22 protein-coding genes are annotated in these 17,943 nt (G+C 72.7%); 17 read left to right on the forward strand and 5 right to left on the reverse strand.

Going from position 1 to position 17,943, the window contains the following annotated elements:
- Positions 1-30 precede the first annotated feature (30 nt).
- Both HD596_RS50410 and hypF read left to right on the forward strand, forming a co-directional pair.
- Positions 31-1,278 (forward strand): cytochrome P450, encoded by a 1,248-nt coding sequence (locus HD596_RS50410; protein ID WP_313046655.1) that lies wholly within the window; start codon positions 31-33, stop codon positions 1,276-1,278.
- A 62-nt stretch (positions 1,279-1,340) separates the two neighbouring features.
- The gene (hypF, locus tag HD596_RS50415; protein ID WP_185076404.1) at positions 1,341-3,641 is read left to right on the forward strand and encodes a carbamoyltransferase HypF; all 2,301 of its coding nucleotides are present in this window, start codon (positions 1,341-1,343) and stop codon (positions 3,639-3,641) included.
- Here hypF and HD596_RS50420 read toward each other — a convergent pair.
- Positions 3,631-4,164 (reverse strand): DUF1440 domain-containing protein, encoded by a 534-nt coding sequence (locus HD596_RS50420; protein WP_246555436.1) that lies wholly within the window; start codon positions 4,162-4,164, stop codon positions 3,631-3,633. The two genes, hypF and HD596_RS50420, sit on opposite strands and share 11 nt — an antisense overlap.
- A 109-nt stretch (positions 4,165-4,273) precedes the next feature.
- Between HD596_RS50420 and HD596_RS50425 the strand changes: the two genes are divergently transcribed.
- From HD596_RS50425 to hypE, 13 genes are read left to right on the forward strand one after another with little or no spacing between them, the layout of a single operon-like run.
- Complete coding sequence (locus tag HD596_RS50425; protein ID WP_185076406.1) at positions 4,274-5,320, forward strand: NADH-quinone oxidoreductase subunit B family protein; 1,047 nt, start codon at positions 4,274-4,276, stop codon at positions 5,318-5,320.
- A 16-nt stretch (positions 5,321-5,336) separates the two neighbouring features.
- Entirely contained in the window at positions 5,337-7,142 is a 1,806-nt protein-coding gene (locus HD596_RS50430) for a nickel-dependent hydrogenase large subunit (protein WP_313046659.1), read from the forward strand.
- The gene (locus tag HD596_RS50435; protein ID WP_185076408.1) at positions 7,142-7,597 is read left to right on the forward strand and encodes a NifU-related iron-sulfur-binding protein; all 456 of its coding nucleotides are present in this window, start codon (positions 7,142-7,144) and stop codon (positions 7,595-7,597) included. The genes HD596_RS50430 and HD596_RS50435 overlap by 1 nt, the downstream gene beginning before the upstream one ends.
- On the forward strand, positions 7,594-8,229 hold the full coding sequence (locus tag HD596_RS50440; protein ID WP_185076409.1) for a DUF5947 family protein: 636 nt from the start codon (positions 7,594-7,596) through the stop codon (positions 8,227-8,229). The genes HD596_RS50435 and HD596_RS50440 overlap by 4 nt, the downstream gene beginning before the upstream one ends.
- Positions 8,226-8,444: a hypothetical protein gene (locus tag HD596_RS50445; RefSeq protein ID WP_185076411.1), complete on the forward strand. Its 219-nt coding sequence runs from the start codon at positions 8,226-8,228 to the stop codon at positions 8,442-8,444. The genes HD596_RS50440 and HD596_RS50445 overlap by 4 nt, the downstream gene beginning before the upstream one ends.
- Positions 8,444-9,082, forward strand: a complete 639-nt coding sequence (locus HD596_RS50450; protein WP_185076413.1) for a DUF6084 family protein — start codon at positions 8,444-8,446, stop codon at positions 9,080-9,082. Before HD596_RS50445 ends, HD596_RS50450 begins: the two co-directional genes overlap by 1 nt.
- Before the next feature lie 6 nt (positions 9,083-9,088).
- Entirely contained in the window at positions 9,089-10,009 is a 921-nt protein-coding gene (locus HD596_RS50455) for a hypothetical protein (protein WP_185076415.1), read from the forward strand.
- Positions 10,006-10,833, forward strand: coding sequence for a hydrogenase maturation protease (locus HD596_RS50460; protein ID WP_246555437.1), 828 nt, complete (start codon positions 10,006-10,008; stop codon positions 10,831-10,833). Before HD596_RS50455 ends, HD596_RS50460 begins: the two co-directional genes overlap by 4 nt.
- Positions 10,834-10,839: 6 nt before the next feature.
- Positions 10,840-10,947 carry a DUF6893 family small protein gene (locus HD596_RS66040; RefSeq protein ID WP_376776106.1) on the forward strand — a complete coding sequence of 36 codons (108 nt, stop codon included), beginning with the start codon at positions 10,840-10,842 and terminating at the stop codon, positions 10,945-10,947.
- Between the two features lie 7 nt (positions 10,948-10,954).
- Entirely contained in the window at positions 10,955-11,338 is a 384-nt protein-coding gene (locus HD596_RS50465) for a hydrogenase maturation nickel metallochaperone HypA/HybF (protein WP_185076417.1), read from the forward strand.
- A complete protein-coding gene (locus HD596_RS50470; RefSeq protein ID WP_185076419.1) occupies positions 11,316-11,588 on the forward strand; it encodes a HypC/HybG/HupF family hydrogenase formation chaperone in 273 nt (90 codons plus the stop codon). Before HD596_RS50465 ends, HD596_RS50470 begins: the two co-directional genes overlap by 23 nt.
- 12 nt (positions 11,589-11,600) lie before the next feature.
- Positions 11,601-12,758, forward strand: coding sequence for a hydrogenase formation protein HypD (gene hypD / locus HD596_RS50475; protein ID WP_185076421.1), 1,158 nt, complete (start codon positions 11,601-11,603; stop codon positions 12,756-12,758).
- Positions 12,755-13,828 (forward strand): hydrogenase expression/formation protein HypE, encoded by a 1,074-nt coding sequence (hypE, locus tag HD596_RS50480; RefSeq protein WP_185076423.1) that lies wholly within the window; start codon positions 12,755-12,757, stop codon positions 13,826-13,828. The genes hypD and hypE overlap by 4 nt, the downstream gene beginning before the upstream one ends.
- 22 nt (positions 13,829-13,850) lie before the next feature.
- Here the strand turns inward: hypE and HD596_RS50485 are convergent, their stop codons facing one another.
- From HD596_RS50485 to HD596_RS50495, 3 genes are read right to left on the reverse strand one after another with little or no spacing between them, the layout of a single operon-like run.
- Positions 13,851-14,450: a D-sedoheptulose-7-phosphate isomerase gene (locus tag HD596_RS50485; RefSeq protein ID WP_185076424.1), complete on the reverse strand. Its 600-nt coding sequence runs from the start codon at positions 14,448-14,450 to the stop codon at positions 13,851-13,853.
- Complete coding sequence (locus HD596_RS61040) at positions 14,447-14,674, reverse strand: HypC/HybG/HupF family hydrogenase formation chaperone (RefSeq protein WP_185076426.1); 228 nt, start codon at positions 14,672-14,674, stop codon at positions 14,447-14,449. The genes HD596_RS50485 and HD596_RS61040 overlap by 4 nt, the downstream gene beginning before the upstream one ends.
- Positions 14,671-15,147: a phosphoheptose isomerase family protein gene (locus HD596_RS50495; RefSeq protein WP_313046667.1), complete on the reverse strand. Its 477-nt coding sequence runs from the start codon at positions 15,145-15,147 to the stop codon at positions 14,671-14,673. Before HD596_RS50495 ends, HD596_RS61040 begins: the two co-directional genes overlap by 4 nt.
- A 150-nt stretch (positions 15,148-15,297) precedes the next feature.
- Here HD596_RS50495 and HD596_RS50500 point away from each other — a divergent pair, with 150 nt between their 5' ends.
- Positions 15,298-15,837, forward strand: coding sequence for a DinB family protein (locus HD596_RS50500; RefSeq protein WP_185076430.1), 540 nt, complete (start codon positions 15,298-15,300; stop codon positions 15,835-15,837).
- Between the two features lie 24 nt (positions 15,838-15,861).
- Here the strand turns inward: HD596_RS50500 and HD596_RS50505 are convergent, their stop codons facing one another.
- Complete coding sequence (locus HD596_RS50505; RefSeq protein WP_185076431.1) at positions 15,862-17,055, reverse strand: MFS transporter; 1,194 nt, start codon at positions 17,053-17,055, stop codon at positions 15,862-15,864.
- 142 nt (positions 17,056-17,197) lie between these two features.
- Between HD596_RS50505 and HD596_RS50510 the strand changes: the two genes are divergently transcribed.
- A complete protein-coding gene (locus HD596_RS50510) occupies positions 17,198-17,908 on the forward strand; it encodes an alpha/beta fold hydrolase (RefSeq protein WP_185076433.1) in 711 nt (236 codons plus the stop codon).
- Positions 17,909-17,943 lie beyond the last annotated feature (35 nt).

The raw sequence follows: 17,943 nt of genomic DNA on the forward strand, positions 1-17,943 counted from the left end.
ACCGAGCGAGCACATCAGGGAGCCTTCATCGTGGCGAAGGAAGTGACAGGGGAAGTGACAACAGGGGCGGGCGTCTACGAGCGGATCCTCGACCACGCCAACCGCGCCGATCCGTACCCGCTCTATGCCGAGCTGCGCAAGACCCCGGTGGCGCGGCAGGCGGACGGCAGCTACGTCGTCAGCGGCTACCGGGAGATCGTCGCGCTGCTGCACGACCCCCGCGTCAGCTCCGACGTCCGCAACATCCCCGAGATCGCCGCCGAGCAGGAGGCGGGGACGGCGCTGCCGTCGTCGTTCATCAGGCTCGACCCGCCGGACCACGACCGGATCCGCTCCATGATGATGCGGCACTTCGGGCCGCCCCACTCCCCCGGCCGGGTCGACGGCCTGGAACCCCGGATGTTGCGGATCGTCACGGACCTGATCGACGCGTTCGCCGGGAAGAGCCGGGTCGACATCGTCGAGGACTTCGCCTATCCGTTGCCGGTCACGGTGATCTGCGAGCTGCTGGGCGTGCCCCGCCAGGACGAGCCCCGCTTCCACCGCTGGTCGCAGGCCATCATCGAGACCATCGACCCGACGACCGGGACCGTCGCCGAGCGGGAGCGGCGGAACATGGAGGTCAGGACGGAGCTCGGCACGTACATGAAAGAGCTGGTGGACGCCCACCGCCGGCAGCCGGGCGACGACCTGCTCTCGGCCATCGTCACCGACCCGGCCATCGACCTGCGGCTGGAGGAGCTGCTGAGCGCCGCCGCGACGCTGCTCGTCGCCGGCCACGAGACCACCGTCAACCTCATCGCCAACGGCATGCTCACCCTGCTGCGCAACCCCCGCGTGCTGGACCGGCTGCGCCACGAGCCCGACCTGGTCGTCGGCACGGTCGAGGAGCTGCTCCGCTTCGAGCCGCCGGTGCAGCTGCTCAGCCTCCGGCGCTCCGCGCTGGCCGACATCGACCTCGCGGGCACGACGATCCCGAAGGGCGCCATCATCAGCCTCGCGCTCGCCGCCGGCAGCCGTGACCCCGCGCGCTTCCCCGATCCCGACCGGTTCGACCCCGACCGGCAGGACAACCAGCACCTCGGGTTCGGCAGCGGCATCCACTACTGCTTCGGCGCCCCGCTGGCCCGGCTGGAGACGCAGCTCGCGCTGGGCGAGCTCGCGCGGCGGCTGGTCAACCCGCGCCTGGTCGCCGACCCGCCGCCGTACCGGCCGAACCCCGGCCTGCGCGGGCCCCGGCACCTCCACGTGGAGTTCGACGGCGTCCTGCCCGCATGAGCGATCCGCGCCTCGCCGACGGGGTGATTCAGTCCGGGCCGTTCTCGTTGCAGACTGGCCCGATGGGGGTGTGGGTCCGGGTCGAGGGCGTCGTTCAGGGGGTGGGGTTCCGGCCGTTCGTGCACGGGCTGGCCACGGGGCTCGGGCTGGCGGGCCGGGTGGGCAACGACGCGCACGGCGTCTTCGTGGAGCTGGAGGGCGGGCGCGGCCAGATCGCGGAGTTCCTGGTACGGCTGGAGCGCGACGCGCCCCCGCTGGCCGCGATCGAACGGGTGACCGTCACCTCCCGTACGGTGCGCGCCGACGGCCGGTTCCGGATCGTCGCGAGCGACCCGTCGGGGGCGTCGCGCACGCTGGTGTCGCCCGACATCGCGACCTGCGCCGACTGCCTGGCGGAGCTGGCCGACCCCGCCGACCGGCGCTACCGCTACCCGTTCGTCAACTGCGTCAACTGCGGGCCAAGGCTGACGATCGTGCGGGCGATGCCGTACGACCGGCCGCTGACGACGATGGCGGGGTTCGCCATGTGTGACGGGTGCCTGGCGGAGTACCACGATCCGGCCGACCGGCGCTTCCACGCCCAGCCCATCTGCTGCCCGGCCTGCGGCCCCACGCTCAGGCTCGTCGCCGCGGCAGGCGCGGCGGGCACGGCGGGCGCGCCGTCGACAGAGCTCCCCGGTGCGGCGGGCGAGCCGCTGGCGGAGGCCGTGCGGGTGCTGCGCCGGGGCGGGGTGCTGGCGGTGAAGGGGCTCGGCGGCTACCACCTGTCGGTGCTGGCCTCCGACGAGGGCGCCGCCGCCGAGCTGCGGCGGCGCAAGCGGCGCGAGGACAAGCCGTTCGCCGTCATGGTCGCCGACCTGGCCGCGGCCCGGCGGCTGTGCGAGGTGGACGAGGCCGGCGCCGCGCTTCTGACCGACCGCGCGCGGCCGATCGTCCTGCTGCCGCGCCACCCGGACGCGCCGGTGGCCGGGGCGGTCGCGCCGGGGAGCCGCCATCTGGGGCTGATGCTGCCGTACACGCCGCTGCACCACCTGCTGCTCGCCGACGCGGCCGCCCCGATCGTGCTGACCAGCGGCAACCGCTCCGACGAGCCGATCGCGTACGACGACCGCGACGCCCTGGAGCGGCTCGGCGGCATCGCGGACGCGTTCCTCACGCATGACCGCCCGATCCACCTGCGCGCCGACGACTCGGTGGTGCGGCCCTTCCGGGGCAAGGGGATGGCCGTGCGGCGCTCGCGCGGCCACGCCCCGCGCCCGTTCACGCTGGCCCGGGAGGCGTCCCGGCCGATCCTCGGCTGCGGCGCCGAGCTGAAGAACACCTTCTGCCTGGCGAAGGGGCGGCACGCGTTCGTCTCCCCGCACATCGGCGACCTGGAGGACTACGAGACCTTCCGGTCGTACGTCGAGGGGATCGAGCATTTCGCCGCGCTGTTCGACGTGCGCCCCGAGGTGGTGGCCCACGACCTGCACCCGGAGTACCTGTCCACCAAGCACGCCCTGGGCCTGCCGGGCGTCGAGCTGGTCGCCGTCCAGCACCACCACGCGCACATCGCCGCCTGCCTGGCCGACAACGGCGAGCACGGCCGGGTGATCGGTGTCGCGTTCGACGGGCTCGGCTACGGCCTCGACGGGACGCTGTGGGGCGGGGAGTTCCTGCTGGCCGACCTGGTCACGTTCGAGCGGGCCGGGCATCTGGCGCCCGTGCCGATGCCGGGCGGCGGCGCGGCGATCAGGCAGCCGTGGCGAATGGCGGCCGCGTACCTGGGCGGCGAGGGCGAGGCGCTGGCCGTGGCCCGGCGCAACGAGCGGCGGTGGGGGCAGGTCAGCGCGCTGGCCCGGCGCGGCGGGCAGGCGGCGCCGCTGACGTCGAGCGCGGGCCGCCTGTTCGACGCGGTGGCGGCGCTGCTCGGCGTGCGCGACGCCATCACGTACGAGGGGCAGGCCGCGATCGAGCTGGAGCAGCTCGCCAACCCCGCCGAGCGCGGCGGCTACCCGGCGGCGGTCTCCCGCGACGGCGGGGTGCTGGTGGTGGCGGGCTCGGACCTGGTACGGGCCGCCGCGGCGGATCTGGCCGCGGGCGCCGGCGTGCCGGTCATCTCCGCCCGCTTCCACAACGGCGTGAGCGATCTCATCGTGCGCTGCTGCCGGATGCTGCGCGACGGGACGGGGTTGACGACGGTCGCGCTGTCCGGCGGCGTCTTCCAGAACCTGCTGCTGCTGGAGCGCACGGTGGACCGGTTGAGCGGGGCCGGCTTCCGGGTGCTCACCCACTCCGGCGTGCCGGCCAACGACGGCGGCATCAGCCTCGGCCAGGTGGCCGTCGCCGCCGCCAGGGACCGGCTCGGTCCGGTCAGTCCCTAGGGCGCTCCACGGGGCTTTCCGGCACGTCCCGGTGCGGCCACGGGGAGGCGCCGACCACGACCCCGTACAGCAGGTGGTCGGCCAGCAGCGCCAGGCGCTCCGGCGTGGTGCGGGGGCGGCGCGGCAGGCCGAGGGCGGGCGCGATGGCCGTCTCGAAGGCGAGCCAGATCGCCACGCCGTAGGCCGGTCCCGCCCAGGGGCGGCGGCGCAGCCCGTGAGGCAGCAGCCCGTACAGCGCCCCTCCGGCCGTGCCGTACCCCCAGTGCGCCAGCTCCACCATCGCGGGACGCCGCCGGTGGTGCACCCGGCGGAACAGCCGCGGGACGGTCCGCTCCAGCACGGCCTCGGGCGGAACCTTCGCCACGAGGCCGACCGCCGTCGTGAACTGCCGTAGCCCGGACATCGCCATGGAGCCGATGGCTCCCCGGGCGGCGGCGCGGATGAGGGTCTGCGCGGGCCGGGGTGAGACGCGTTCGCGCAGCTCATCGCGGGTGCCGGTGCGGGGCGGCAGGGTCTGCGTCATGGTTTACAACCTCCGTCATCACGGTATGTCCGCTACGTAGAGTCGCAGGTCGGATACCAACGATATGGGGGCCTAAACCTCTACACGGGCCGACAAGGGGGCTTGGGCCATGACAACCACACAAACACCGAAAGCATTGGACGAGGTTCACATCCTGTGGACCTCGGAGGGCATGAGCTGCGACGGCGACACGGTCTCGGTCACCGCCGCCACACTGCCGAGCCTGGAGGACGTCCTGCTCGGGCTCGTACCGGGACTGCCCAAGGTGCACCTGCACAACAAGGTGCTGGCCGCGGAGACGGGCGACGCCTTCATGGCCCCGTTCCACCGGGCCCACCAGGGCGAGCTCGGCCCGTTCATCTTCGTGGTCGAGGGATCCATCCCGAACGAGAAGATCAACGGCGAGGGCTACTGGACGTCCATGGGCAACGACCCGGCCACGGGGCAGCCCATCACGGTCAACCAGTGGATCGACCGGCTCGCGCCCAAGGCCTGGGCCGTGGTCGCCATCGGCACCTGCGCGACGTACGGCGGCATCCACGCCATGGCCGGCAACCCGACCGGATGCATGGGGCTGGCCGACTACCTGGGCCGCGACTTCCGCTCCGCGGGCGGGCTGCCCATCGTCAACGTGCCAGGCTGTCCCGTCCAGCCGGACAACTTCACCGAGACGCTGACCTGGCTGCTGTACCAGGCGGCGGGCATGGCGCCGATGATCCCGCTCGACGAGATGCTCCGCCCGACCTGGCTGTTCGGCAAGACCGTGCACGAGGGCTGCGACCGGGCCGGCTACTACGAGCAGGGCGACTTCGCCCTCGACTACAACTCCCCCAAGTGCCTCGTGCGCGTCGGCTGCTGGGGGCCGGTGGTCAACTGCAACGTCACCAAGCGCGGCTGGATGGACGGCGTCGGCGGCTGCCCGAACGTGGGCGGCATCTGCATCGCCTGCACCATGCCCGGCTTCCCCGACAAGTTCATGCCCTTCATGGACGAGCCTCCGGGAGCGTCCGTCTCGGTCGCGATGAGCGGCGCGTACGGCGCGATGATCCGCAGGCTTCGCGCGATCACCAACAAGGCAGCGAACAAGGAGCCGAAGTGGCGCCACAACCGCCGCAGGCTGACGAGCGGGTTCGACCCGCGCTGGGGAAACGGTTGAGAGGGAGAGCGGCGAGGTGGCAATCCGTACGGCAGGTGAGAAGCAGCTCAAGGGCGAGGCCCGCGAGCTGGTGGAGATGTCCTGGGACCCGATCACCCGAATCATCGGGAACCTGGGCATCTACACCAAGATCGATTTCAAGAACCGCGAGGTCGTCGAGTGCAAGAGCACCTCGTCGCTGTTCCGCGGCTACAGCGTGTTCATGAGGGGCAAGGACCCGCGCGACGCCCACTTCATCACCAGCCGCATCTGCGGCATCTGCGGCGACAACCACGCGGTCTGCTCGATCTACGCGCAGAACATGGCGTACGGCATCAAGACCCCGCCACTGGGTGAGTGGATCGTCAACCTGGGCGAAGCCGCCGAGTACATGTTCGACCACACGCTCTTCCAGGACAACCTCGTCTTCGTCGACTACTGCGAGCAGATGGTCAAGGAGACGAACCCGAGCCTGCTGCGCCGGGCCGAGACGACCCTGGCCACCAATTCGGCGATCCACGGCTACCGGACGATCGCCGACATCATGCGCGCGTGCAACCCGTTCAGCGGCGACCTCTACCGCGAGGCGCTGCAGGTCAGCCGGATCACCAGGGAGATGTGCTGCCTGATGGAGGGCCGGCACGTGCACCCGTCCACGCTGTACCCCGGCGGCGTGGGCACCGTGGCCACCCCGCAGGTGTTCACCGACTACATGGTGCGGCTGCTGAAGGTGCTCGACTTCGTCAAGCGGTCCGTCCCGATGAACGACGACCTCTTCGACTTCTTCTACGAGGCGATGCCCGGCTACGAGGAGGTCGGCCGCCGGCGCGTGATGCTCGGCTGCTGGGGCGCCTTCCAGGACCCGGAGGTGGTCGACTACGACTACCGGAACATGAACCAGTGGGGCCGGCGGATGTTCGTCACGCCGGGGATCGTGGTGGACGGCGAACTGATCACGACGAACCTGGTGGACATCAACCTCGGCATCAGGATCCTGCTGGGCAGCTCGTACTACGACGACTGGCAGGCCGAGGAGACGTTCGTCACCCACGACCCGCTGGGCAACCCGGTGGACCAGCGCCACCCGTGGAACCAGACGACCCTGCCCAAGCCGCAGAAGCGCGACCTGGACAACGGCAACTACAGCTGGGTGATGAGCCCCCGCTGGTACGACAAGCGCACCGGCGACCACCTGGCGCTCGACACCGGCGGCGGCCCCCTGGCCCGGCTGTGGACCACGGCGCTGGCCCGCCTCGTCGACACCGGCACGGTGCGGGCCACCGGCCAGAGCATCGAGATCAACCTGCCCAAGAGCGCCTCCCTCCCGGAGACGCGGCTGGAGTGGAAGATCCCGCGCTGGGCGAACACCATCGAGCGCAACCGCGCCCGCGTCTACTTCGTGGCGTACGCGGCGGCGATGGCCGTCCACTTCTTCGAGCAGGCGATGGGCGAGGTCAGGGCCGGGCGCACGAAGGTGTTCACCGACTTCGAGGTGCCGGACGAGGCGATCGGCTGCGGCTTCCACGAGGCGGTGCGCGGCGTGCTGTCGCACCACGTGGTGATCCGCGACGGGAAGATCGCCAACTACCACCCGTACCCGCCGACGCCGTGGAACGCCAGCCCGCGCGACATGCACGGCACGCCGGGCCCGTACGAGGACGCGGTGCAGGGGTTGCCGATCTTCGAGGAGAACGGCGCCGACTCGTTCAAGGGCATCGACATCATGCGTACGGTGCGCAGCTTCGACCCGTGCCTGCCCTGCGGGGTGCACATGTACCTCGGCGACGGCAAGGTGCTCAAGCAGGTGCACTCGCCCACGTTCGGCGCGGGCGTCTCCGGCTGATGAACGAGCGCGTCCGCAGGATCGAATCCCTGCTCGACAAGGCCGACGCGGCCGCCACGGAGCTCGTCGCGGAGGTGCTCGGCCTGTACGGCGAGGGCCTGGCGCGGGTCATGACGCTGGTGGGCGACGAGGCGGCGGCCCGCCTGGGCGCCGACGAGCTGGTCTCGCCGCTGCTCCTGCTGCACGACCTGCACCCGCTGGACACGCGGACCCGCGTGGAGCAGGCGCTGGCCGGCTCCGCCGACCTGCTCTCCGTGGAGGGCGACCTGGTACGGCTGCGCGTACGCCCGACCGGCTGCCGCTCGTCGGCGGCCGGGGCGGCCTCGGCCCTGCGGGAGGCGGTGCGCGAGGCGGCCCCGGAGATCGAGCGGGTCGAAATCGAGGTCGCGGACGCGGCCCTGATCCCGGTCGAGAGCCTGACCGTCCGCCCCGCCTCGCGGGCGCCGGTGCCATGACCGGCCTGCTGCGCCGGCTCGCCGCGCAGGCGGTCGAGCCCGCCCGGCGCGAACGGCGCACGCAGCGCTGCGAGCTGTGCGCCGAGCCGCTGCCGGCCGTCCACCGCCACCTGCTGGAGCTGGCCGGGCGCGAGCTGCGCTGCGCGTGCCGCGCCTGCCAGGTGCTGTTCGACCACGCGGCGGCCGGCGGCGGGCACTACCGGCTGGTGCCCGAGCGCCGCTGGCGGCTGAGCGGCTTCCGCCTGGACGAGGGCGCCTGGGCCCGCCTGCGGGCCCCGGTGCGCACGGTGTTCCTGATCCACGACTCGGACACCGGCGACCCGGTCCTGTACTACCCGAGCCCGGCCGGGGCGGTGCGGGCGCCCGCCGACCGGACCGCCTGGGAGCTGCTGCGGCGCGACAACCCGGTGCTGCGGCAGCTGGAGCCGGACGTCGAGGCCCTGCTCGTCGACAGCGAGGCCTGGATCGTGCCGGTGGACGACTGCTACGCGCTCGTCGGAGCCATCCGCGCGCACTGGCGGGGCCTGACGGGCGGCAAGGACGTACGCGAGCACATCACCCGATTCTTCACCGACCTCGGTGGCCGGTCCGTCACCGTGCCGGCCGGCAGCAGCGACAGGAGTCCAGCGTGAGCAAGAAGTCGACGATCAGGACCGGGCGGCGCGACGTGCGCCCCGACGCCCCCTCCCACGTCAAGGGCGTGGCCCAGGGCAACGCGACGGGTGGTTACGACAAGCAGAAGGGGCACCTGCCCGACGGCCGCTCCACGGCGCGGCGCTCGACCGGCGTCAACCCGCACATGCACGACCCGATCGACCCCGACATGCCCAACCTGTCGCCCGCGTGATGCCCGCGACCACACCGGCCCTGCGGATCGAGGTGCGCGACGTCGAGGCCGCCACGCCCGCCGTCGCGCCCGCTCTGCGTTTCCGGCTCGACCTGCGCGCGGACGCTCCGGTCCGCGCGCTCACGCTGGCCACGCAGCTGCGCATCGACGCCACCGCACGCGGCTACGACGAGCAGGCGCGGCAGCGGCTCAAGGAGCTGTTCGGCCCGCCCGAGGAGTGGGGCCGCAACCTGTCCAGCCTGCTGTGGACGCAGACCGTCACCCACGTCCCGGCCTTCGAGGGCAGCACGACCGCGCCGGTCACGGTCGCGTGCACCTACGACTTCGACGTGGCCGCCGCCAAATACCTGCACGGCCTGCCGGACGGCGAGGTGCCGCTGCGGTTCCTGTTCACCGGGACCGTCTTCTACCTCGACGACGGCCGCCTGCAGGCGGCCTGCCTGCCGTGGGACACCGAGGCGGACTTCCGCATGCCGGTGTCCGTGTGGAAGGACCTCATGGACCGCCACTTCCCGGACACCGCGTGGATCCGGCTGGAGCGCGGCACGTTCGACCGCCTGTACGCGCACCGGGTCCGGCACACCCTGCTGGGCTGGGACGACGCGGTGCGGTCGCTGCTGGAGACGAGCGGAGGCTGATCCCCCATGGACCCTGTCAGGCAGATCGCGCAGGCCGTGCTGTACGAGGGCTACCTGCTGTGGCCGTACCGGGAGTCGTCGCTGAAGAACCGGCACCGCTGGACGATCGGCGGCATCCACCCCGAGGCATATGGGCGGGCTGGCGGCGACCCGTGGCTGACGCGTACCGAGTGCCTGCTCGAAGCCGGGCCCCGCGACCTCGTCGACGTGTCCGTGCGCTTCCTGCACGTCGTCACCCGGCTCCGCGCCGGAGCGCCGGAGGCGTCCGGCCTCGGCGAGGAGGCGCAGGAGCGTGAGGTGAGCATGCCGGGCCTGGTCCTGGAGGACCTGCTGCACGGCCCGGTCATCGAGAAGATCGACATCCCGGCCCGGCCTCAGTCCCCCGAAGGCGGCTGGCGGGAGCTGTGCGGGCGGATCGAGGCGAGCGCGCGGCGGCTGCGCCCGGACCTGTTCCGGATCACGGTCGAGGTGGTCAACACCACGCCCTGGCCCGGGGGCGGCCGGGAGGAGGCCGTGCGGCGCACGCTGGTCTCCGCGCACACCGTGCTGCGCGCGCCGCGGGCCCGGTTCGTCTCCCTCATGGACCCGCCGGAGGACCTGCGGGCGGAGGCGGCGGCCTGCGACAACGCCGGCGTCTGGCCGGTGCTCGCCGGGCCGGAGGGCGACCGGCACACCGTGCTGGCCGCGCCGATCATCCTCTACGACCACCCGCGGATCTCGCTGGAGAGCCCCGGCGACCTCTTCGACGCGACCGAGATCGACCAGCTCCTCACGCTGAGCGTGCTCGCCCTCAGCGACGGGGAACGGGAGGAGATCCGCCACGGGGACCCGCGCGCCCGCGCGATCCTCGACCGCTGCGACTCCCTCACACCCGACGAGCTGATGCGGTTGCACGGCATCATGCGCAGGACGGAGCCACACGAATGACTGGATTCTGGACCCGGATGGCGGGCCGCGGCCCGGCCGAGGTCGTCATCGCCGGCGTGCCGGTCGGGCCGGGCAGCCGGGTACGGCTGCGGCCCCGCGCGCAGGCCGACGTCTTCGACCTCGTGCTGGACGGCCGCGTGGCCGTCGTGGAGAGCGTGGAGCAGGACGACGAGGGCGCCTTCCACCTCGCGGTCACGCTCGACGACGATCCCGGGCGCGACCTGGGCGAGGCGCGGCTGCCCGGGCACCGGTTCTTCTACTCCTGCGAGGAGATCGAACCTCTCGGGGAGCAGGACGGCCGCCCGGCGCCCGCCCGCGTCCTGGTGGCCGGGATCGGCAACGTGTTCCTGGGGGACGACGGGTTCGGCGTCGAGGTGGCCCGCCACCTGGCCGGGCAGGCCGGCGTACCCGGCATGGAGGTCGTCGACTTCGGCATCCGCGGCATGGACCTGGCCTACGCCCTGCAACGGGACTACGCGGGCGTGGTCTTCGTGGACGCGGCCCCGCGCGGCCTGGCTCCCGGCACGCTCACCGTCCTCGATCCCGAGCTGCCGGACGGGGCGGAGGCGCAGGCGTCGGTGGAGACGCACGGCATGGACCCGGTCCGGGTCCTGCGGCTGGCCCGGCAGCTCGGCCGGCTCCCCGCGCGGGTGCGGATCGTCTGCTGCGAGCCGGCGTCGGTCGAGGAGGAGCCGTTCGAGCTGAGCGCGCCGGTACGCGCGATGGTCGGCGAGGCGGCCGGCCTAGTGAAGTCCCTGGTTATGGAAATGATTGCGGAAAGTGCCACTCCGGACGCCCGCGATCCGGCACCCACGGTGAGGTGATGTGAGATGTGGAAGTCGCGCACGGTGAAGCTGGTCGTGCTCTGCGGATTGGCGCTGGTCGTCATCCGCCAATGGCCGGACATCCGGCGATACATCAAGATGGAGCGAATGTAGGGGCAGCATGCATGAGATCGGGATGTGCGAGGGGCTCGTCGAGCTGATCGAGCAGCAGGCGGGAGGCAGGGCGGTCGCGGCCGCCCGGGTACGCGTCGGCGCCCGGCACGCCGTCGTCGACGAGGCCTTCGGGCAGGCGTTCACGCTGGCCGCGGCCGGCACGACCGTGCAGGACGCGGTGGTGGAGCTCGTCATCACGCCGATGACGGTCGGCTGCCGCAACTGCGGCGAGCGCTCCGAGTCGGTGGACACGCTGGCGGTCTGCCCGGGCTGCGGCGACGACGGCGTGGACATCAGCGGCGGCGACGAGCTGGTCCTGGAGTCGCTCACCTTCGCCACCTCAGGCGCTGCCGGCGGGGAGGTGTCCGGTGTGCCTTGGCATTCCAGGTGAGCTCGTCGAGCGCCTCCCCGAACACGAAGACCTCGCCGTGGTGGACGTCAGCGGCGTGCGCCGGCGCATCAACGTCGGCCTGCTCGCCGACGAGGAGCTCGGGCCCGGCGACTGGGTGCTCGTGCACGTCGGGTTCGCGCTGTCGAAGATCTCCGAGCTGGAGGCGCAGGCGGTGCTCGACTATCTCAACGGGCTCGGGCAGCCGTACGAGGACGAGCTCGACGCGCTGCGCACCTCGGACATCGCCTAGGAAGGACCTCTGATGCGGTTCGTCGATGAGTACCGCGACGCGGGCACGGCACGGGCGCTCGCCGCGCAGATCGCCGCCCGCTGCCGCCCGGGGCGCCGATACACGTTCATGGAGGTGTGCGGCGGTCACACGCACACCATCTACAAGCACGGCCTGGAGGACCACCTGCCGGCCGAGGTGAACCTCGTGCACGGCCCCGGCTGCCCGGTCTGCGTGATCCCGATGGGCCGGGTGGACGACGCCATCCACATCGCCCGCCGGCCGGATGTGATCATGACGTCGTTCGGCGACATGATGCGGGTGCCCGGTGGGGCGGGCTCGTTCCTGGACGCCAAGGCGGCGGGTGCCGACATCCGGATGGTGTACTCGCCGCTGGACGCGCTCAAGATCGCGCGGGCCAACCCGGACCGCAGGGTCGTCTTCATGGCCATCGGCTTCGAGACCACGGCTCCGTCCACGGCCATGACCGTGCTGCGCGCGGAGGCCGAGGGGCTGGACAACTTCTCCGTCTTCTGCAACCACGTCATGATCATTCCGGCGATCAAGGCCATCCTCGACTCGCCGGACCTGCGGCTCGACGGGTTCATCGGGCCGGGCCACGTCTCGGCGGTGATCGGTTGCCAGCCGTACGAGTTCATCGCCCGCGACTACGGCAAGCCGCTGGTGGTCGCCGGGTTCGAGCCGCTGGACATCCTCGACGCGGTGCACCGCCTGCTCACGCAGCTCGCCGAGGGCCGCTGCGAGGTGGAGAACCAGTACGCCCGCGTCGTGCCGTGGCAGGGCAACCGCATCGCGCTGTCGGCCATGGGCCGGGTGATGCGGCTGCGGCCGCACTTCGAGTGGCGCGGGCTGGGGTTCATCGCGCACTCCGCCCTGGCCATCTCGGACGAGTACGCCCGCTTCGACGCCGAACGCGTCTTCGACCTGCCCGGGGTCCGCGTCGCCGACCCGCGCTCGTGCCAGTGCGGCGAGGTGCTCAAGGGCGTGCTCAAGCCGTGGGAGTGCAAGGTGTTCGGCACCGCGTGCACCCCGGAGACGCCGATCGGCACCTGCATGGTCTCCTCCGAGGGCGCGTGTGCCGCGTACTACAACTTCGGGCGCTTCAGCCGGGAGGAGATGCGCACGACCGCCGCTCCCGGGCCGCTGACGGAGGAGGCGAGCCGGGCATGAACCGCGAACAGCAGGTGCTCGCCCGCATCGAGCGGATCCGGCGGCGCAAGCCCGTCGTCAGGGAGGAGCGCATCACGCTCGCCCACGGCGCCGGGGGCAAGGCCACCCACACCCTGATCGAGGCCGTCTTCCTGGAGGCGTTCCGCAACCCGCTGCTCGCGCCGCTGGACGACGGCGCGCTCCTGCGGGTGGGCGGCGAGCGCCTGGCCTTCACCACCGACTCCTTCGTGGTCTCGCCGCTGTTCTTCCCCGGCGGGGACATCGGCGACCTGGCCGTCAACGGCACCGTGAACGACCTGGCCATGTGCGGGGCCCGGCCGGCCCATCTGTCGGCCGGGTTCGTCCTGGAGGAGGGTTTCCCCGTCGCCGACCTGCGGCGCATCACCGACTCGATGGCCGCCGCCGCGGCGGCGGCCGACGTCACGATCGTGACCGGCGACACCAAGGTCGTCCAGCGCGGCAAGGCCGACGGCTGCTTCATCACCACCGCCGGGGTCGGGCTCGTCGAGCAGCCGGTCACGCTGTCGGCCTCGCACGCGCGGCCGGGGGACGCGGTCATCGTCTCGGGCCCGATCGGGGAGCACGGCGCCGCCATCATGCTGGCCAGGGACGACTTCGGCATCGAGGCGCCGATCGCCTCCGACACGGCGCCGCTGCACGCCGTCGTCGCCGAGCTGCTGGCCGTGATGCCGCAGCACGTCCGCACGCTGAGGGACGCCACCCGGGGAGGGGTGGCCACCGTCGTCAACGAGGTGGCCAACGCGTCGGAGGTGGCCGTCGTCCTGCGAGAGGACGACATCCCGGTGCGGCCGGAGGTCACCGGCGTGTGCGAGCTGCTCGGCCTCGACCCTCTCTACGTCGCCTGCGAGGGCCGGTTCGTCACGGTGGTCGACGGCGAGCAAGCCGGGCGCGCCCTCGAGGTGCTGCGCTCCCACCCGCTGGGGGCCGAGGCCGCGATCATCGGGACCGTCGCCGCGGCACCTGCCGGGCTGGTCCTGCTCCGCACCTCCTTCGGCGGCACGCGGGTGGTCGACGTCCTGGTGGGCGACCCGCTGCCGCGCATCTGCTGATCCGGGGTGCGGGGGCGGCCCGCTACCCGGCGGCGGCCGACACCAGCTCGGCCAGCACGTGGTAGAGGGTCGCCTGTGCCTCCTGGATGCGGTGCACCGACGACGACGGCACCACGAACAGGTGCTCGGCCAGCCGCTCCTCCGCCATGCGGCCGCCTCCTGAACCGGCGAACCCGACGGTCACCATCCGCAGGCCCGCGGCCCGCTGCAGGCCGCGCAGCACGTTGGCCGAGCCGCCGCTGGTGGACAGGGCGCAGGCGATGTCGCCCGCGCCGCCGAGCGCGGCGAGCTGGCGGGCGAACACCACCTCGAAGCCGACGTCGTTGCCGAGCGCCGTCACGAGCGCCGTGTCGGCCGCCAGCGACACCGCCGGCAGGCCGCGCCCGGTGAACAGGTCCGCCACCGACTGCGCGTCGGTGCTGCTGCCGCCGTTGCCGAACGTGAACAGCCGCCCGCCGCCGCGGAAGGCGGCGGCCAGCGCCGCCGCGCACGCCGCCAGCCGGCCCTCCATCTCGTGGAGCACCCGCCGCCGCAGCTCCAGGCTCTCGCGGGCCTTCCCGGCGGTGGACGCCATCGCGTCGAGCGGGTCGCGCCGCAGGAACGGGTAGAGCGTCCCGGTCATCGGTCGTCCCTTCCGAGTACGGCGATCGCCTCGCCCGCGTGCACCAGCACGGTGTCCCCGACCCTGGCCGTCACCAGCGCCACGCTGATCTCCTCGGTGCCCGCGCCGGTGTCGGCACGCGCCAGCCCGTCGGGCAGCAGCCCCACGACCCGGACGGCCACCGCCACGTCGCCACAGGTCACGCAGGAGTCGCAGACCTCCTCGTCCGCCGGCTCGCCGCTCACGCGGGGCACTCCTGGAACATGTGGACCAGCTCCCACAGCAGGTGGTACATCGTGATGTGGATCTCCCTCGCGACCAGCGGGTCCGCGCTCCGCGCGGTCAGCACGTGCTCGGCCTGCGCGCAGCCCTCGTCCGCCGTCAGGGCGACGGTCAGCATGCCGAGCCCGCGGGCGGCGGCCAGGTCTCCGTCGAGCGGCCGGATCCCCACGGCGATGTCCTCGGGGCGTCCCAGCACCGGCAGCGAGGAGGGCTCGGTGCCCAGGCTGAGCGCCGGAAGGGCGCGCTTGCCCACGATCACCGGGTGGGTGAACTCCACGGCCACGTGCGCCGCGTCCGAGGCGGCCTCGCCCCGGCCGAAGGCCAGCAGCCTGCCTCCGCGCCGGAACCGCCCGGACATGGCGGCCGCCGCCGCCACGACCGCGCCGACGTCTTCCACCAGCGCCGCTCCGGCGGCCTCACGGACCCGATCGAGCACTTCGGCATCCCGTCTTCCTACGCTGCACGACATCGCCCATTCCACCGTGACCCGCCACGAACGGCGCGGCTTTCCCCGCCACCGATTCGGCAAGGTCCCGGCAAGATTCACCCGCCCGAGGGGGCGTGCCCGGCCTTAGACTCGGCGCTTGTGACTCAACTGGACGAACAGGGCCGCCCCGAGCCCCCTCTCGCGGCCGACGAGACCGAGACCCTCCTGGGCTTCCTCGACTATCAGCGCGCGACCCTGGCGTGGAAGTGCTCGGACCTGGACGCGGCCGGGCTGAAGGCGACCGTCGGCGTGTCGTCGATGACGCTGGGCGGGATGCTCAAGCACCTGGCCTACGTCGAGAGCCACTGGTTCATCCGGTCGCTGCACGGCGCGGAGTGGCCGCCTCCGTGGGACACGGTGGACTGGAAGGCCGACCGCGACTGGGACTGGAGCTCGGCCGCCGACGACTCCCCCGAGCAGCTCTTCGCGCTCTGGCAGGAGGCGGTGTCCCGCTCGCGGTCAGCGGTGGCGGAGGCGCTGGCCGACGGCGGCCTCGGCCGGCCGGCCAAGCGCGGCTGGCCCGACGGCCAGACGCCCAGCCTGCGGTGGATCCTGTGCCACATGATCGAGGAGTACGCCCGGCACAACGGCCACGCCGACCTCATCCGGGAGTCGGTGGACGGCCTGACCGGCGAATAGGGGTCCTGGGGCGATCGAGGAGGTTCAGCGCGCCCGGCGGGGCGGGGGGTCGGCGGGCAGCGGGACGTGGCGGAAGAACCGCCACAGGGCGAGGTCGTAGCCGATCTTCGCGACCCCGGCGAAAAGGAACGGCGCGGCCAGACTGACCGACTGCAGCACGCCTGCCAGCGCCGGTCCCAGGGGCCTGGTGAGGTAGCGGGCGGTGTTGGTGATCGCGGCGGCGGCCGTGCGTTCCTCGGGCGGGACCATCGCCATCACGTACGCCTGCCGGGCGGGCACGTCCATCGACGACAGGCAGGCACGCCCGAGCAGGAGGGCGATCGCCAGGGCGAGGGAGGGGGCGAACGGCACCGCGGCCAGCATGACGTTGGCGGGCAGGTGGGTGAAGACCATCGTGGGCAGCAGCCCGAACCGGTTGGCCACCCGCGGCGCGGCCAGCAGCGAGGCGGTCTGGAGGATCCCGGCCACGGCGAAGGTGATCCCGATCGTGTGCGTGGTGGCCCCGAAGCGGACCGTGAGCCAGTAGCCGATGTAGGCCTGGATGACGAACCCGCCGGCGAGGCTGTCGGTGGCGAACAGGCTCGCCAGGCGGGCCACCGGGCCGCGGGAGCGGGCCAGCACGCGCGACTGCGGCAGGCCCGGTGCCGGAGCTTCGACGGTGGCGGGTAGCCGGAGGGTGAGGAGCAGCCCGGCGACGGCCGTGCCGGCCAGCATGCCGCCGAGCAGTGCCCGGTCGGCGGGCAGGCTCCCCAGGAGCGCGCCGAGCGTCCCGGCGACGGCGGCGATCGCGTTGTAGAGGCCGAATCCCCGCACGACCTGCTTCCGGGGGCGGCCGGTGCCGGCCAGCATGACCTGTTCCAGCGTGGTGAACGGCCCGGACTCGATGACCTCGACCGACATCGCCCCGCTGAGGGCGGCCACGGCCAGCAGCCACCAGGGCAGGCCGGTGGCGATGACCAGGCCGCACAGGAGCAGGGCGGCGTACAGGCCCGCGTAGGCACGGCGGCGGCCGAGACGGTCGCCCCACCGGGCCAGGACCAGACTGGTCAGGAAGCTGCCGACCAGAATCGCCGCCAGCACCAGACCGACCTCGGTGGCCGACAGCCCGTCGCCGCCCATGAGCGCGCCGAGCTGGACGGCGGCCACGCCGTACCCGAGACCGCGGAACGCCTGCGACGTCAGCAGCACGCCCACCGTGGGGTCGTGGGCGGCGCTCATGCCGGTGCGCTAGCCGGCACGCCGGCCGCCGAGAGGATGTACGGGAAGGCCCATGATCCCGATCATGTACCGAAACCCCTCTCTGTGACGACTGGTTTGTGGCAGGAGCTTTCTGTCGGTGACCTGCTCTAACCTCGGGACGATGGACATCATCCTGATTCCCGGGCTCTGGCTCGACGGCTCGTCGTGGGACGAGGTCGTCCCCGCGCTGGAGCAGGCCGGGCACCGCCCGCACGCGCTCACGCTGCCCGGCATGGAGTCGAAAGACGCCGACCGCTCCGAGATCACCCTGCGCGACCACGTCGACGCGGTCGTCAAGGTGATCGACTCCTTCGACCCCGCCGGCGGCAAGGTGGTGCTGGTCGGCCACTCCGGCGGGGGCGCGATCGCGCACGTCGCCGCCGACGCGCGTCCCGACCGGGTGGCGCGGGTCGTCTACGTCGACAGCGTGCCGCCGGGCGAGGGCGGCCTGATCAACGACGAGCTCCCGGTCGACAACGGCGAGATCCCGCTGCCCGACTGGGGGCTCTTCGAGGCGGAGGACCTCATCGACCTCGACGACGAGCTGCGCGCGGCGTTCCGTGCCCGGGCGATCCCCTCGCCGGCGCGGGTCGCGAGCGACCGGGTGCGGCTGTCCGACGAGCGCCGCTACGACGTGCCCGCCACCGTCATCGCCTGCGAGTTCTCGACCGCGACGCTCCGGAAGTGGATGGAGCAGTCGCTCGCGTTCACCCAGGAGCTCGCCAAGATCCGCCACGTCGATTACGTCGACCTGCCCACGGGCCACTGGCCGCAGTTCACCCGGCCGGAGGAGCTGGGCCGCGCGATCGCGACCAGCGTCGGCCCCGCCTGACCGCGCTGCCCGATGGGCGAGCTGCCGGCCACGGG

Source organism: Nonomuraea jabiensis (genome assembly GCF_014204795.1).
Lineage (GTDB): Bacteria > Actinomycetota > Actinomycetes > Streptosporangiales > Streptosporangiaceae > Nonomuraea > Nonomuraea jabiensis.

Coding starts and splice junctions, on each gene's coding strand:
- hypF (WP_185076404.1), top strand. CDS start 1,341: ATGGGGGTGTGGGTCCGGGTCGAGGGCGTCGTTCAGGGGGTGGGGTTC.
- HD596_RS50420 (WP_246555436.1), bottom strand. CDS start 4,164: ATGACGCAGACCCTGCCGCCCCGCACCGGCACCCGCGATGAGCTGCGC.
- HD596_RS50425 (WP_185076406.1), top strand. CDS start 4,274: ATGACAACCACACAAACACCGAAAGCATTGGACGAGGTTCACATCCTG.
- HD596_RS50435 (WP_185076408.1), top strand. CDS start 7,142: ATGAACGAGCGCGTCCGCAGGATCGAATCCCTGCTCGACAAGGCCGAC.
- HD596_RS50440 (WP_185076409.1), top strand. CDS start 7,594: ATGACCGGCCTGCTGCGCCGGCTCGCCGCGCAGGCGGTCGAGCCCGCC.
- HD596_RS50450 (WP_185076413.1), top strand. CDS start 8,444: ATGCCCGCGACCACACCGGCCCTGCGGATCGAGGTGCGCGACGTCGAG.
- HD596_RS50455 (WP_185076415.1), top strand. CDS start 9,089: ATGGACCCTGTCAGGCAGATCGCGCAGGCCGTGCTGTACGAGGGCTAC.
- HD596_RS50460 (WP_246555437.1), top strand. CDS start 10,006: ATGACTGGATTCTGGACCCGGATGGCGGGCCGCGGCCCGGCCGAGGTC.
- HD596_RS66040 (WP_376776106.1), top strand. CDS start 10,840: ATGTGGAAGTCGCGCACGGTGAAGCTGGTCGTGCTCTGCGGATTGGCG.
- HD596_RS50465 (WP_185076417.1), top strand. CDS start 10,955: ATGCATGAGATCGGGATGTGCGAGGGGCTCGTCGAGCTGATCGAGCAG.
- hypD (WP_185076421.1), top strand. CDS start 11,601: ATGCGGTTCGTCGATGAGTACCGCGACGCGGGCACGGCACGGGCGCTC.
- hypE (WP_185076423.1), top strand. CDS start 12,755: ATGAACCGCGAACAGCAGGTGCTCGCCCGCATCGAGCGGATCCGGCGG.
- HD596_RS50485 (WP_185076424.1), bottom strand. CDS start 14,450: ATGACCGGGACGCTCTACCCGTTCCTGCGGCGCGACCCGCTCGACGCG.
- HD596_RS50505 (WP_185076431.1), bottom strand. CDS start 17,055: ATGAGCGCCGCCCACGACCCCACGGTGGGCGTGCTGCTGACGTCGCAG.
- HD596_RS50510 (WP_185076433.1), top strand. CDS start 17,198: ATGGACATCATCCTGATTCCCGGGCTCTGGCTCGACGGCTCGTCGTGG.